This window comes from Rudanella lutea DSM 19387 (genome assembly GCF_000383955.1).
Taxonomy (GTDB): domain Bacteria; phylum Bacteroidota; class Bacteroidia; order Cytophagales; family Spirosomataceae; genus Rudanella; species Rudanella lutea.
The window spans coordinates 676,227-689,786 of sequence record NZ_KB913013.1 but is presented as its reverse complement, the minus strand read 5'-3'; the positions used below and the strand labels follow the sequence as shown (position 1 = coordinate 689,786).

General features: G+C 54.7%; 10 protein-coding genes. 5 read left to right on the top strand and 5 right to left on the bottom strand.

What is annotated here, in order from left to right:
- Window positions 1–107 precede the first annotated feature (107 nt).
- The 3 genes from RUDLU_RS0103010 (at window position 108) to RUDLU_RS0103000 (ending at window position 3,120) form a co-directional block, all read left to right on the top strand.
- Entirely contained in the window at window positions 108–1,322 is a 1,215-nt protein-coding gene (locus tag RUDLU_RS0103010; RefSeq protein WP_245581616.1) for an AI-2E family transporter, read from the top strand.
- A 23-nt stretch (window positions 1,323–1,345) separates the two neighbouring features.
- Window positions 1,346–2,005 carry a DUF6766 family protein gene (locus tag RUDLU_RS0103005; RefSeq protein WP_019986869.1) on the top strand — a complete coding sequence of 220 codons (660 nt, stop codon included), beginning with the start codon at window positions 1,346–1,348 and terminating at the stop codon, window positions 2,003–2,005.
- A 272-nt stretch (window positions 2,006–2,277) separates the two neighbouring features.
- A complete protein-coding gene (locus RUDLU_RS0103000) occupies window positions 2,278–3,120 on the top strand; it encodes an endonuclease/exonuclease/phosphatase family protein (protein WP_019986868.1) in 843 nt (280 codons plus the stop codon).
- Window positions 3,121–3,231: 111 nt separating this feature from the next.
- Here the strand turns inward: RUDLU_RS0103000 and RUDLU_RS0102995 are convergent, their stop codons facing one another.
- The 5 genes from RUDLU_RS0102995 to RUDLU_RS0102975 form a co-directional block, all read right to left on the bottom strand.
- Window positions 3,232–4,719: a glutamate synthase subunit beta gene (locus RUDLU_RS0102995; RefSeq protein ID WP_019986867.1), complete on the bottom strand. Its 1,488-nt coding sequence runs from the start codon at window positions 4,717–4,719 to the stop codon at window positions 3,232–3,234.
- 6 nt (window positions 4,720–4,725) lie between these two features.
- Entirely contained in the window at window positions 4,726–4,971 is a 246-nt protein-coding gene (locus tag RUDLU_RS0102990; RefSeq protein ID WP_019986866.1) for a DUF4926 domain-containing protein, read from the bottom strand.
- Between the two features lie 9 nt (window positions 4,972–4,980).
- Window positions 4,981–5,304 (bottom strand): DUF6883 domain-containing protein, encoded by a 324-nt coding sequence (locus RUDLU_RS30560; RefSeq protein ID WP_019986865.1) that lies wholly within the window; start codon window positions 5,302–5,304, stop codon window positions 4,981–4,983.
- Between the two features lie 2 nt (window positions 5,305–5,306).
- Window positions 5,307–9,920, bottom strand: a complete 4,614-nt coding sequence (gltB, locus tag RUDLU_RS0102980; protein WP_019986864.1) for a glutamate synthase large subunit — start codon at window positions 9,918–9,920, stop codon at window positions 5,307–5,309.
- Between the two features lie 492 nt (window positions 9,921–10,412).
- Window positions 10,413–11,198, bottom strand: a complete 786-nt coding sequence (locus RUDLU_RS0102975; protein WP_019986863.1) for a hypothetical protein — start codon at window positions 11,196–11,198, stop codon at window positions 10,413–10,415.
- A 119-nt stretch (window positions 11,199–11,317) separates the two neighbouring features.
- On the opposite strand from RUDLU_RS0102975, the gene RUDLU_RS0102970 reads away from it, so the two are divergent.
- Window positions 11,318–12,091 (top strand): UDP-2,3-diacylglucosamine diphosphatase, encoded by a 774-nt coding sequence (locus RUDLU_RS0102970; protein ID WP_019986862.1) that lies wholly within the window; start codon window positions 11,318–11,320, stop codon window positions 12,089–12,091.
- A gap of 170 nt (window positions 12,092–12,261) precedes the next feature.
- Entirely contained in the window at window positions 12,262–13,527 is a 1,266-nt protein-coding gene (locus RUDLU_RS0102960) for a hypothetical protein (RefSeq protein ID WP_027302705.1), read from the top strand.
- The last annotated feature ends 33 nt before the right edge of the window (window positions 13,528–13,560 follow it).

Below are 13,560 nucleotides of genomic sequence, written 5' to 3'. Positions count from 1 at the left end.
GGCCGGGGGCGTGGTTTGTAGTTTATTGTTTTTGGTAGCCTAGAGGGCGGGTCTGGGTAATTGGCGTAATCGGGTAATTGTTCTGTCGGGGCTCACCGTTGGGCACATTGGATAAAAAAAGGGGCCGTACGCTGGTCGAGTCTCACCGTCGGGCGGCCTATGAGGTTGCAGAGTCAGATTACCGGAGCGCGGCTCCTAAGGCCTGTGGCCACCCGGTAGCGATTATCACCCCCAACACTACCATGAAAGCACTTTCGTTGAGTCAGGTAAATACCCGGCTGGCCTTTGCCGTATTAGGAATCGGTATTTTGTATCTCGGTCGGCCGTTTCTGGTGCCATTGGCCTTTGCTGGTATTCTGTCGTTACTTTTTATGCCGGTAAGCAACTGGCTTGAGCGCCGGGGCATCGGCCGAATCTGGGCCACACTGTTGTGCGTACTTCTGTTTCTGATGCTGATTGGCCTTTTTGTGGGCGTTATCTACGCGCAGGCCGCCAGTTTCTCAAAAGACTGGCCGCAGATTCAAACCAAACTAACCACCGGTATTGAGCAGGCGCAAGCCTGGATTCAGCAGCAGTTTGGCGTGAGCCGGCAACGGCAGTTGCAAGCCCTCAAAGAAGGGGTCTCCAAGCTATCGAGTGCATCGAGCGGCTCGCTGACGGCGGTTTTTGGTGGTTTGTCGGGGTTCCTGACGGGGCTGGTATTGGTCGTGTTGTACCTCTTTTTTCTGCTTTGGAAGCGCGAGAAATACAAAGCGTTTGTCCTGAAACTGGCCGCGCCCGAAAACCGACCGGCTGTCAACGATGCCCTGAGTCAGATCAGCAGTGTGTCGGCGCAGTACCTGAGCGGCCGTCTGGTTTCCATGGGGTTTCTGGCCCTATTCTACAGCATCGGACTTTCCATTGTCGGCGTCGAGAACGCTATTCTGATGAGTCTGGTGGCTGTGATTCCCACGCTTATTCCGTACATCGGGGCGTTTGTCGGCGGAGCTTTTCCGTTGTTTATGGCGTTGGTGAGTGGCTCGCCCGATATGCTCCTGCCTACGCTCGTAGTGCTCGTGTCGGCGCAGGTCATCGACAACAACATCATCGAACCGCTCGTGATGGGCGCACAGCTCGATCTGAGCCCTATCTTCACCATTATCGCCATTGTGCTGGGTGAACTCATCTGGGGGGTGCCGGGCATGATTCTGTTTGAACCCCTGTTTGCGGTAATCCGGATCGTATGCGCGCACATTCCGACCTTGCACCCGTACGCGTTTCTGCTCGAAAATGAGGTCGAAGAGCCGGGCTGGGTAAAGGCGGTCAAGAAAAAAATAGGCTAATTCACTCACTTACTCAATCAATTATGAAGCGGTTTCTGCACGAAAATGGCCTGTCACTGGTCTTGTCGCTCATCACCGTCCTGACGTTGGTGGGGCAGATTCTGGTGGGTTGGCATACGTTTAATGAGGAATTGGCCGACTACGGCCGGGCTCCGCTGACATTGATGGTCTACGTTAGCAGTGGGCATTGTATCGAAGCCATTTTTGAAAACTGGGAAAGCGAGTTTTTGCAAATGGGCTTATACGTGTTGCTGACGGCCTCGCTTTTCCAGAAAGGCTCCTCAGAGTCCAAGAGCCTCGACGAACCCGAGGCCGTTGACCGGGAACCATCGGCCGCGCGGCCGGGCGCACCCTGGCCGGTTCGGCAGGGCGGCTGGGTGCTGACGCTGTACAAAAATTCGCTCAGTCTGGCGTTTCTGCTCTTGTTTGTGATTTCGTTTTTCCTCCATGCCCTTGGCGGAGTTGAGCAATACAATACCGAGCAAAGTCTGGCTGGGCAGCCCGAACGGCTGACCCTATGGGCGTTTTTGGGGACGAGTGAGTTCTGGTTTCAGTCGTTGCAAAACTGGCAAAGCGAATTTTTGTCGGTTTTGTCGATTGTAGTTTTGTCGATTTTTCTGCGGCAGAAAGGCTCACCCGAATCCAAGCCGGTTGATGCGCCGAACGCCGAAACGGGTAAATAATCCCGGCTCGGTGATTTATTTGGTAACGGTGCCCGAACCGACCATTTGGCTACTTGCCTAAGAAGCTGTTTGAGTTAGCGATTTGAGATCGTAGGGAGCGGATTTTAGTCGCTGACAAGCCAATTTTTGCCGGGCGTAGCTGTTGCTACGGCCCAAAAAAGTGGCGCAGACAGCGACCAAAAGCTGCCTTTACGGGCCAAAGTGATTAACTCAAACAGCTTCTTAGGGTAGGTTTCACCCGATTGGCCACCGTTGTCTAAACATACCCCTTCATGAAGTCCATTTTTTTTGTGCTGGCCTGTAGCCTGTTGATGATCCACCAAAGCTCGGCCCAGAAAAATGCCCCCATCCGGGTGGCCTCGTACAACCTGCGGTACAACACGCCCAACGATGGCGTCAATGCCTGGCCTAACCGTAAAGAGATGGTGAAGGGCCTGATTCGGTACCACGGCTTTGAGTTGTTTGGCGTGCAGGAAGCCCTGCGTGGGCAGATGAATGACCTGCTTGAGCTGAACGATTTTGCGTATCTGGGTAAAGGCCGCGACGATGGCAAAGAAGCGGGCGAGCACTCGGCTATTTTTTACAAAAAGGACCGCTTTAAGGTGCTCGATTCGGGTGATTTCTGGCTCAGCGAAACCCCCGATAAGCCCGGTAAAGGCTGGGATGCTACCTGCTGTAACCGCATTTGTTCGTGGGCGAAGTTCAAAGACCTGACCACCAAGAAAGACTTCTTCTTTTTTAGTGTACATTTCGACCATCAGGGCGTGGTGGCCCGGCGCGAATCGGGTAAGCTGATGGTGCAGAAGATCAAAGAGATCGCTAAAAACGCCCCCGTCATTTGTGTGGGTGACCTCAATTCAACGCCTGAAACCGAGCAGGTTAAAACCATTGAAACCTTGCTCAACGATACCTACCGCGTAACGGCTACTCCGCCCTATGGCCCGGTAGGTACATTCAACGCGTTTAAGTTTGATGCGCCCATGAAGCAGCGTATCGACTATATTTTTGTGAGTAAAGACATCGCCGTGAACAACTACGCGGTACTGACCGATGCCCTTGAGCAACGGTATCCCTCAGACCACCAGCCTGTTGTGGCAACTGTTGTGCTGAAGTAAATACCTGCGTTGTTGCGTGGGATGGTTATCCGTCTCTGACAGCTCCCCAAAACCAAAAAAGCGTCCGGGTTCACAAACCCGGACGCTTTTTGTATTGGCGTAAGTAGATTTCTAAACGGCCGCCAGCATCGACTCCGCTTTGGCTTCCAGCAGGCTTTCGCCCATCAGGAAGGTATCGGCGGCACGGGCGGCTTCGCGGCCTTCCGAGATGGCCCAAACTACCAGCGACTGACCCCGGCGCATATCGCCCGCGGCAAACACATTCGGAATGCTTGTCTGGTAGTTGTTGGCTTTCACATTGCCACGCTCATCGAGCTCAACGCCCAGGTCGGCCAGTAGTCCTTCTTGTTGCGGGTGCAGGAAGCCAGCCGCCAACAAGGCCAGTTCGCACGGAATTTCGCGCTCTGAGCCAGGCACCTCAACCATTTGCATCCGGCCGTTCTCATTTTTCCACTCCAGATTCACGAGCTGAAGGGCTTTCAGATTGCCGTTTTCGTCGCCGATAAACGCCTTGGTATTAATTGACCACTGCCGCTCACAGCCTTCCTCGTGCGAGGTGCTCGTACGGAGCATCATGGGCCAGTTGGGCCAGGGGGTACTTTCGGCGCGGTCTTTTGGCGGCATGGGCAGCAGCTCAATTTGCGTGATAGACGCTGCACCGTGCCGGTTGGAGGTACCCACACAGTCGGAGCCTGTATCGCCCCCACCGATGACTACCACGTTCTTGCCCGTTGCCTGCAAATCGCCGTTGGCGTATACAGCCCCCCGGTGGTCAACTTCGAGCGGCCGGTTGGCCACGCGCTTGTTTTGCTGGCTTAAAAACTCCATGGCCGGGTAAATCCCCTTGAGGTTGCGGCCCGGAATCGGTAAGTCGCGCGGAACGGTAGAGCCGCCCGCCAGTAAGACCAGATCAAACCCATCGAGTAGTTCCGATGCTTTGAGATCAACACCTACGTTGACGCCCGTCCGGAAGGTGATACCTTCGGCTTCCATCACGGCCAAACGGCGGTCAATCACGGCTTTGTCGAGTTTGAAATCGGGAATGCCGTAGCGGAGCAAACCACCAATCTGATCGGCCCGCTCAAACACTGTAACCGTGTGGCCGGCTTTGTTGAGCTGTGCCGCAGCCGCGAGGCCCGCCGGTCCTGAGCCTATTACCGCCACGGTTTTGCCGGTCCGCTTTTTGGGCGGGTTTGGCTTTACATACCCGTTGGCATAGGCCACCTCGATAATCGACTTTTCGATAAACTCAATGGCTACGGGGGGCTTGTTGATACCAAGCACGCACGACGACTCGCAGGGTGCCGGGCAAATACGCCCTGTAAACTCCGGGAAGTTGTTGGTTGTGCTCAGAATCTCATACGCGTACTGCCAGTTTTGCTCATACACGGCGTCGTTGAACTCCGGAATGATATTGCCCAGCGGGCAGCCGCTGTGGCAAAATGGCGTACCGCAATCCATGCAGCGGGCCGCCTGTTTTTGGGTCAGGGCTTCGCTGAATGGGGTATCAATTTCCTGGTAATCATGTATGCGTTCCTGAACCGGCCGCTTGGCGGGCAGTTCACGCGAAAATTCTAAAAATCCTGTGGGCTTTCCCATTGATACTTAAACAGTTTCTAAGGTTCGCTTGGTTAGCACATCGTGTTCGGTAAGCGCTTCGAGAGCCTCTTCCTCCACGATAAACACGGCAATCGTGTTGCCAACGGCGTTAAAAGCTTCTACGTAATAAGCATTGGGCAAGTCGCGCCGGGCTTCTAAAAACTCAACTGTCGTCACAACGTCCCCTTTCTTAAGGCCTTCCTCTGGAAAATCCTTCAGCAGGGCGTGCTGCTTGTATAGTGGCCACTTCATGCTTATGTATCATTTTGGAGGATATAACGTAATAAATTTAGTTAATTCCTCGTCATCATCCCGCATCCAGATTGTCTTCACCAGAATTGACCGCCCGTTTGGGCCAGTTAGATATCCTGTGACACTATACAGGGTGCCATACCCATTTGTGCGCTCCAGCACAGCATCGGTGCTTTGTACTAATCTGAATAGGTCTTGTTCGAGCTGTTTCCAACTAAGTTGCTCGTAGCCAGCTAAACTGAGGTAGTTCGACTTGTCATCTTGTTCCAACCGCACCAGTAAGTAGTGGGTCAGCTTTCGAATATCAACTCGAAGAGGAGGCTCCAACCTCATGCTTACCCGCCAACTACATCGACGACAATGTCCTGATAGACGACGTTTTTGTCGCGGATCTGCTCCGAAAGCGAGATACCCCGGCTTGCCAGTGCCTGACTGAAATCGGTGGGCAGCACCTTCACAAACTGACCCAGTTTATTGTCCCAGTCCTGAATCAGGGCCAGAGCCACGTTGCTGGTGGTGTACTGGAAGTGCTTATCGATGTACTCGCGCAGAATGGTCGAATCTTCAGCGTTAAGTGGCTCAAGAGCCACCATTTCGGGGTTTACCTTGCTCGCAAACGTGCCGTCCTGATCCCAGACGTATGCTACCCCGCCCGACATACCGGCGGCAAAGTTGCGCCCTGTCTGACCCAGAATTACGGCCAAACCACCCGTCATGTACTCAAGACCGTGGTCGCCCACGCCCTCTACAACTACTTTGGCACCTGAGTTTCGAACGCAGAACCGCTCGCCGGCCATACCCCGGATAAACGCTTCGCCTGAGGTAGCCCCGTAGAACGAAACGTTACCCACGATGCTGTTTTCTTCGGGCTGGAACGTTGCCGTCCGATCGGGGTACACAATCAGTTGCGCCCCACACAGGCCCTTACCGAAGTAGTCGTTGGCATCGCCTTCGAGTTCGAGTTTGAGGCCGCTCGTCGAGAACGCCCCGAAGCTTTGGCCCGCCGTGCCGCGCATTTTAACGTGGATGGTGCCATCGGGCAGGCCGGGGCCGCCGTACACCTTCGATACCTCGTTGGAGAGCATCGTGCCAATTGAGCGGTTTAGGTTATTCACCGTAAACTCGCCGTAAACGGGTTCGGTGGGTTTGCTACCCGTCAGCACCGGCTGCGCCAGTTCGATCAGTTCGCGGTCGAGTACTGTGTCGATGCCGTGATCCTGCTCTTCCTGCTTGTATAGGGCAGTATCGAGGCTGACAGGCTCTTTGTACAGCAGGGCTGTCAGGTTTATGTTTTTGTATTTCCAGTGGGGCAGATCGTCGCGGGTTTCGAGAACCTGTACCTGACCCACCATCTCATCGACCGAGCGGAAGCCCAGTTCGGCCATGATTTCGCGCATTTCGGTGGCCATGAACGTAAACATGTTCACCACGTGCTCGGGCTTGCCCGTAAACATGGCGCGCAGCTCTTTATTCTGCGTAGCCACACCCACCGGGCAGGTATTCAGGTGACACTTCCGCATCATGATACAACCGGCGGCCACGAGCGCGGCCGTAGCCACACCAAACTCTTCAGCACCCAACAGGGCGGCAATGACCAGGTCACGACCGGTCCGAATCTGTCCGTCGGCCTGCACGGTTACGCGGCCGCGCAGTTTGTTGCGTACCAGGGTCTGATGGGTTTCGGCCAGACCCAGCTCCCAGGGCAGACCCGCGTGCCGGATACTCGACAGCGGAGAGGCTCCGGTGCCGCCATCGTGACCCGCAATCAGGATATGGTCGGCATGGGCTTTGGCAACCCCGGCCGCAATGGTACCCACGCCCGCTTCCGACACGAGCTTGACGCTGATGCGGGCTTCACGGTTGGCGTTCTTCAGGTCAAAAATTAATTGGGCCAAGTCCTCAATCGAGTAAATATCGTGGTGAGGAGGGGGCGAAATAAGGCCCACACCGGGGGTCGAGTGGCGCGTCCGTCCGATCCAGTCATCAACCTTGTGGCCGGGCAACTGACCACCCTCTCCGGGCTTGGCACCCTGCGCCATTTTGATCTGAAGCTCACGGGCGTTGCTCAGGTAGTGGCTCGTGACGCCAAACCGGCCCGAAGCCACCTGCTTGATGGCCGAGTTGAGGCTGTCGCCGTTGGCGAGCGGGGTGTAGCGTAGTTCGTCTTCGCCCCCTTCGCCTGAGTTACTCTTGCCCCCAATGCGGTTCATGGCAATGGCTAAGGTCGTATGGGCTTCCCAGGAGATAGACCCGAACGACATAGCACCCGTCGCGAACCGCTTGAAAATAGATTCGATTGGCTCTACCTGATCCACCGGGATCGGCTGTCCCTTCTTGAATTTCAACAGTCCGCGCAGGGTAATAGCCTTCTTCGACTGATCGTCGATCAGCTTGCTGTATTTTTTGTACAGACCGTAATCATTACGCTTGGTCGACTCCTGTAGCAGGTGGATGGTGTCGGGGTTGAAAATGTGCTTTTCGCCCCGCTGCTTCCACTGATACACACCACCTACTTCGAGCCGTTGTACAGCGGCCGAAGGAACCTCTGGATAGGCCGTCCGGTGACGCACCAGAATCTCTTTGGCAATTTCGTGCAGGCCCATACCGCCAATACGCGAAACCGTGCCCGTGAAATACCGTGACACCACGTCTTCGTTGAGGCCAAGGCACTCGAAAATCATGGCTCCCTGGTACGATTGCAGGGTTGAGATGCCCATTTTCGAGAAAATCTTCAGCAACTCACCGTTGACCGCCTTCACGTAGTTCTTGTACAGCTTGTCGAGGTCGTAGTCTACCTGCAACAGGCCCTTTTCCTTCATGTTGGCAATCGTTTCGAAAGCCATGTAGGGGTTTACACCCGAGGCTCCGTAGCCAATGAGAGTGGCTACGTGGTGGGTTTCCCACACATCGCCCGCTTCGACCAGAATCCCTACCTGCCCGCGCAGACCCCGACGAATCAGGTGGTGGTGTACGGCGGCCGTAGCCAGCAGCGACGGCACCGGGGCATGGTCGGAGTCGATGGCGCGGTCGGAGAGAATGATAATCTCGAAACCGTCGTCGATGGCATCTTCTGCATAGCGACAAATCCGCTCCAGGGCCCGCTCCAGTGATTTACCGTTGCCATCTGCCCGGAAATAGGTGTTGATGGTTTTGGCCTGGAAATGGTGCCGGTCGATAAACCGAAGCTTGTCGAACTCTTTGGTAGTCAGTACCGGCTGATCCAGTTCCACCTGTTTGCAATACTCAGGCGACTCTGAGAGCAGGTTGTAGGTGGCACCCACAAACGAGATCAGCGACATGATAGAGCGCTCCCGGATTGAGTCAATCGGGGGGTTGGTTACCTGCGCAAAGAGCTGCTTGAAATAGTGGCTCAGGTGCTGGCTTTGCTCCGACAAAACGGCGAGTGGTACGTCGACACCCATGGAGCCGAGGGCTTCTTTACCCGTCTCGACCATGGGGGCCAGAATCATCCGAAGGTCTTCCGACGTAAAGCCGAATGCTTTTTGGCGGGTCAACAACTCTTTTTCACCGTAGTTGCTGTACGTCCGGGCAGGCGCTTCGAGCTGGGAGATGTGAATCTTATACTCATCGAGCCACTGCTGGTAGGGCTGGGCCGCACAGATTTCGGCTTTCAGCTCTTCATCGGCAATGATCCGGCCCTGCTCCATGTTCACCACAAACATCTTACCGGGCTGTAAGCGGCCTTTTTTGACGATCTTGGCCGGGTCAAGGTCGAGTACACCGGCTTCCGACGCCATGATGACCACATCGTCGTCGGTAACCCAGTAGCGCGAAGGCCGCAGACCATTCCGGTCAAGGGTAGCACCCACAATACGCCCGTCGGTGAACGAAATTGAAGCCGGGCCATCCCAAGGCTCCATCATACTGGCGTGATACTCGTAAAACGCCCGGCGCTGTGGGTCCATTTGGGTGTTGCCGTCCCAGGCTTCGGGAATAAGCATCATCATGACGTGCGGCAACGAGCGGCCACTCATCACGAGCAGTTCAATGGCATTATCGAGATTCGCCGAGTCCGACTGCTTATGGTCGCAGATGGGCAGCAGCATGGCCATTTCTTCGTCGGTAAACTTCGACGACTTGAGCATCGTCTCGGCGGCCTTCATCCAGTTTACGTTGCCACGTACGGTGTTGATTTCACCATTGTGGGCAATGTACCGGAACGGCTGCGCCAGTTTCCACGAGGGGAATGTATTGGTTGAGAAGCGCGAGTGCACAACCCCCAGCGCCGAAACGACTTCTTCGCGACCGAGATCGGGGAAGTACTCGGCTAGCTGACCGGTTGTCAGCTGCCCTTTGTACGTGATTGTCCGGCAAGAGAGCGACGCGAAATAGAAATTATTGTCGACGCCTTTCACCGTTTCATTGATGATGCGCGAACTGTAATTTCTTAAAACGTAGAGTTTCCGTTCAAAATCGTCTGAGTTTGTAACGCTATCCGGGCGTTTAATGAATACTTGCTCCATCTGCGGCTCAGCTGAGCGCGAGCCATTACCCAGGTCGCTGTTGTTGGTAGGCACTACCCGGTAGCCGAGGAGTTCCATGCCCAACTTCTTGATTTTCCGGTTCAGGATGGCGCGGCACTCCTCCCGAAGCCGGGCTTCGCGGGGAAAATACACCATACCCACACCGTACTCATCGGCGGCAGGAAGCTGGATAAATTGACGGCGGCATTCGTCCACGAAGAATTCGTGTGGAATCTGAATGAGCAGACCCGCTCCGTCGCCCGTGTTGGTTTCGCAACCGCACGCGCCCCGGTGTTCCATCCGGTGTAGCATGTGCAGCGCATCCGCCACAATTTGGTGCGATTTGCGGCCTTTGATATCGGCTACAAAACCGATACCGCAGTTGTCGTGCTCGAATTCAGGACGATACAGACCTGTTTCATAGGAGAACCCGCTTTGGGCGGGCTGGTCGCTTTGGTCAGACATAGACGTAACGGATTGTTGTCAAGCCCTCGCGCCGGTAGGTTGTACTCGTCGGCTACCGTCGCTACGACATTTATAAAATTGAAAAATCGTTAAATCAATGGGTAATCCGGCGATACGAATAAATAGTGTCAGGGGCCGGACTTTTACGTGTTTGCGATAAAGTCTTGCAATATAGTACGCATTTTATTTTGAAAACAGGTGCTTTGGCCAAATTTCATTTTACAAAGTCCATTTTGTGAAATTGATTATAAATCTTCTTGGATACTGACTATTTTGCAAAAACATTTATCTATTTTTTAAGAACGTTCATTTTGAGAGCCGTCTGCAAAGGTCAATTTGAGCGTATAAAAAAAGACAATTTGGTAACTACATGAGTGACCTACAGGTATAGTTTGCCGGGTTGATAGGCAAAAAAATGCCTGATGACCCTTTCTCAGACGAAAGAGTCATCAGGCGAGGTAATCAGAGGCCAAATGAAGCCGTAAATGGCCCTTAGTGAGCCCGCGTATCGTGGTAGTTGTCAACCAGGTGACCCAGAATTACCTGCGCCAGGGTAGCGGCTCGTTGTTGTTTCTGCATATCGCTGCCCGTGGTTTTTACCTGAATATTCAGGATGTGGTTATTCAGCAACACATGTAAGGTTTGCTTGGCGGGCTCCCAAACGGCTTTGTCGCCCACATCGGGTACGGCCTTGAAGCCTGCCATCGACCGAACGGGCTCGGTGAACTGAGCCGCTCGGGCGGGCCTCCCCGATACGGTACTGGCGGTGTCGTTGGCGGCCGATGTGTCGCGTTTGGCGCTGTTGAGGTTTGTGGCGGGGAGTTCGGCCCCGGTGCCTTCGGAGTCCGGTCCGCTGAGGGGTGCCCGGGTATCGCCTGCACCCGTTTGGCCCGTAGTAAGGGCCACCGCTTTGGGTTGGTACAGCCGATCGAATACATACTCGGCGTGGTAGATCGACGGGAACGGGCGTTTATCGCCCAGCATAAGCGACACTTTATTGGTACCCCAGACAAACTCGCAGCCGTTGGGTTTGTCGAACTTTTCGAGGGTGACGCCCTCCAGCCCGAAGGTTTCGGTCACGAACTCTTCGGCCAGGTAGTTGCAGGGCTCATCGTAATTGATGTCGGTACTGAGCATGTGGACGCCTACAACCTCGCGGGCGAGAAAGGGGCTACCGGTTCCGGCCGCATCGTTGGCCGCGTCGGTAGTAGTTGATGATCCACCGCAGGCAAAAAGCAGGGCGGGGAGTGTGGCGATGAAGATGGATGGATAACGCATAGGGGTACGAAAAGAAAAGTTGTTCTGTAGACTAATACTATTTTGGCGGGCAGATGTTTCCGGGCCTTAGCGTACCCCGCAATGCCCTATCTTTGCGCCCGAATCAGGACATCTGCTGAATGCCCCCCGTTGAAACGATTGAGCTGCGCCCCGGCCAGAAAGTTTACTTTGCCTCCGATTTCCACCTCGGTACACCGACCCCCGAGAAAAGCCGCGAACGCGAACGCGCCATTGTCGATTGGCTCGAAACGGCCCGGGCCGATGCGGCCGCCATTTTTCTGGTGGGCGATGTGTTTGATTTCTGGTTCGAATACAAGCGTAGTATCCCGAAAGGATTTGCCCGTTTGCAGGGCAAGTTGGCCGAGCTGACCGATGCCGGCCTGCCAATCACGCTGTTTACCGGCAACCACGATATGTGGATGTCGGACTACTTCACATCCGAAATGGGTATTCCGGTGTATCGGCAACCCCGCGTGTACGACATCGGTAGCAAACGGTTCTACGTAGGGCATGGCGATGGCCTCGGCCCCGGCGACCATGTGTACAAACAGCTCAAAAAAGTGTTTGAAAACGGCCTGGCCCGTTGGTTGTTTCGGTGGGTTCATCCCGATATTGGTATCTCGCTGGCGTTGGCATGGTCGCGCAAAAGCCGGGCGAGTGGGGCCGAAAAAGGGGAGGAGGTTTTTCTGGGTGAAAACCGCGAATGGCTGTACCTCTATTGCCAGGAGGTTGAAAAGTTGCAGCATCACGACTACTACATTTTTGGGCACCGGCATCTGCCCCTCGACCTCTCCGTTACGCCGAATAGCCGTTACATCAACATCGGCGAGTGGCTCCACGCCCGTACCTACGGCGTTTTTGATGGCCAAACGATGGCGTTGAGGGAGTGGTAATGAGGGAGGAAAGAGAGAAAGAAAAAAGGGGAAAGGTGGGGAGGTTTTTCGGTGGGGGAGCTAACGCCCTTTTCCCATCTCCTTTTTTCCTTTTCCCATTTTCTAATATTCTGAAACTAAAGGGGGTAAAGCGCGAGTTGGAAGTACTTTAGCCAGAAAAAGCATCGGCTATGAGACGGTCTTTCGCTTCCGTGTTGCTGTTGTGTCTGCTCGCTGCTCCCTTGGCAGGTTGGGCCCGGTCGATTCTTATCCCGATGGATGAGCGACAATCTAATCACCTCAAAGCGTACGGGATTGCCTATGCCGTGCTGAAGGCCGATGCGGAGGTCGAATGGCTACTCAATTACCGGGGTGGGAGCTTCATGATTGCCCATTCGGCTGCGTTTGAGGCCGAGTGCCGCATCCGGGGTGTCTCAGCCGAAATTATCTCCGATGCCGAAGCGGCATCTATCCGGCAAAAACTGGCCGACCCCAACCTCAACGGCGATGTGGTGAAGCTGCTCAAAGCCGCCAAAATTGTGGTGTATTCGCCCATCAAAATCAGCACCGCCGAGTTTGAAAATACCGATGCCGTGTTACAGGTGCTCACCTATGCCGAAATTCCCTACGAGGTGGTGTACGACGAGGAAATTCTGAAAGGCGACCTGCCCAAGTACGATTGGCTGCACCTGCACCACGAAGACTTTACGGGGCAGTTTGGCCGGAGTATGCACCGCATGACCGTCGATGATATCAAAGCCCAGGAAACTATTGCGAAGAAGTTCGGGCACGCGAAGGTGTCGCACATGAAATTGGCGGTGGCCAAGCGGATTAAGGAATTTTGCGCCGGAGGGGGCTACCTGTTTGCCATGTGTTCGGGCGCTGAGACCTTCGATATTGCCTTAGCCGCTGAGGGTGTAGATATCGTACCCAGCAGTTATGATGGCGACCCCGCCGATCCGGATGCGCAGTCGAAACTGGATTTTAGTAAGACAATGGCGTTCCAGAATTTCACCCTCGAAGGCGACAACGGCTACCGGGGTTTCTCGACGTTTTCGGACATCAATGCCAACGGAAGTCGGGGGTACGAAAGTGGGAATACCTATTTCGAATTGTTCAATTTCTCAGCCAAATGGGACGTCATTCCGGCTATGCTGACGCAAAACCATGAGGCAACCATCCGGGAGTTTGCCGGGCAAACAACGGCCTTCCGAAAAGGGGCCGTAAAGCCCAATGTGCTGGTCATGGGCGAGGGAAAAACCTCGCACCGGTACATCTACGGCGAAATTGGCCGGGGGCGATGGACGTTTTACGGCGGGCACGACCCGGAGGGCGTCCGGGGCGGCAACTTCCGAATGCCAACCAACCTGAATCTGCACCCCCACTCACCGGGCTACCGGCTCATTCTGAACAATGTTCTATTCCCGTCGGCGCGGAAGAAAAAGCGCAAAACCTAATCTGTGGTCGGATACTACCGGGTGCCGCTGGTC

Bases quoted from the DNA above. Each gene is read 5' to 3' on its own strand.
- RUDLU_RS0103005 (WP_019986869.1), top strand. From the start codon at position 1,346: ATGAAGCGGTTTCTGCACGAAAATGGCCTGTCACTGGTCTTGTCGCTC.
- RUDLU_RS0103000 (WP_019986868.1), top strand. From the start codon at position 2,278: ATGAAGTCCATTTTTTTTGTGCTGGCCTGTAGCCTGTTGATGATCCAC.
- RUDLU_RS0102995 (WP_019986867.1), bottom strand. From the start codon at position 4,719: ATGGGAAAGCCCACAGGATTTTTAGAATTTTCGCGTGAACTGCCCGCC.
- RUDLU_RS0102990 (WP_019986866.1), bottom strand. From the start codon at position 4,971: ATGAAGTGGCCACTATACAAGCAGCACGCCCTGCTGAAGGATTTTCCA.
- RUDLU_RS30560 (WP_019986865.1), bottom strand. From the start codon at position 5,304: ATGAGGTTGGAGCCTCCTCTTCGAGTTGATATTCGAAAGCTGACCCAC.
- gltB (WP_019986864.1), bottom strand. From the start codon at position 9,920: ATGTCTGACCAAAGCGACCAGCCCGCCCAAAGCGGGTTCTCCTATGAA.
- RUDLU_RS0102975 (WP_019986863.1), bottom strand. From the start codon at position 11,198: ATGCGTTATCCATCCATCTTCATCGCCACACTCCCCGCCCTGCTTTTT.
- RUDLU_RS0102970 (WP_019986862.1), top strand. From the start codon at position 11,318: ATGCCCCCCGTTGAAACGATTGAGCTGCGCCCCGGCCAGAAAGTTTAC.
- RUDLU_RS0102960 (WP_027302705.1), top strand. From the start codon at position 12,262: ATGAGACGGTCTTTCGCTTCCGTGTTGCTGTTGTGTCTGCTCGCTGCT.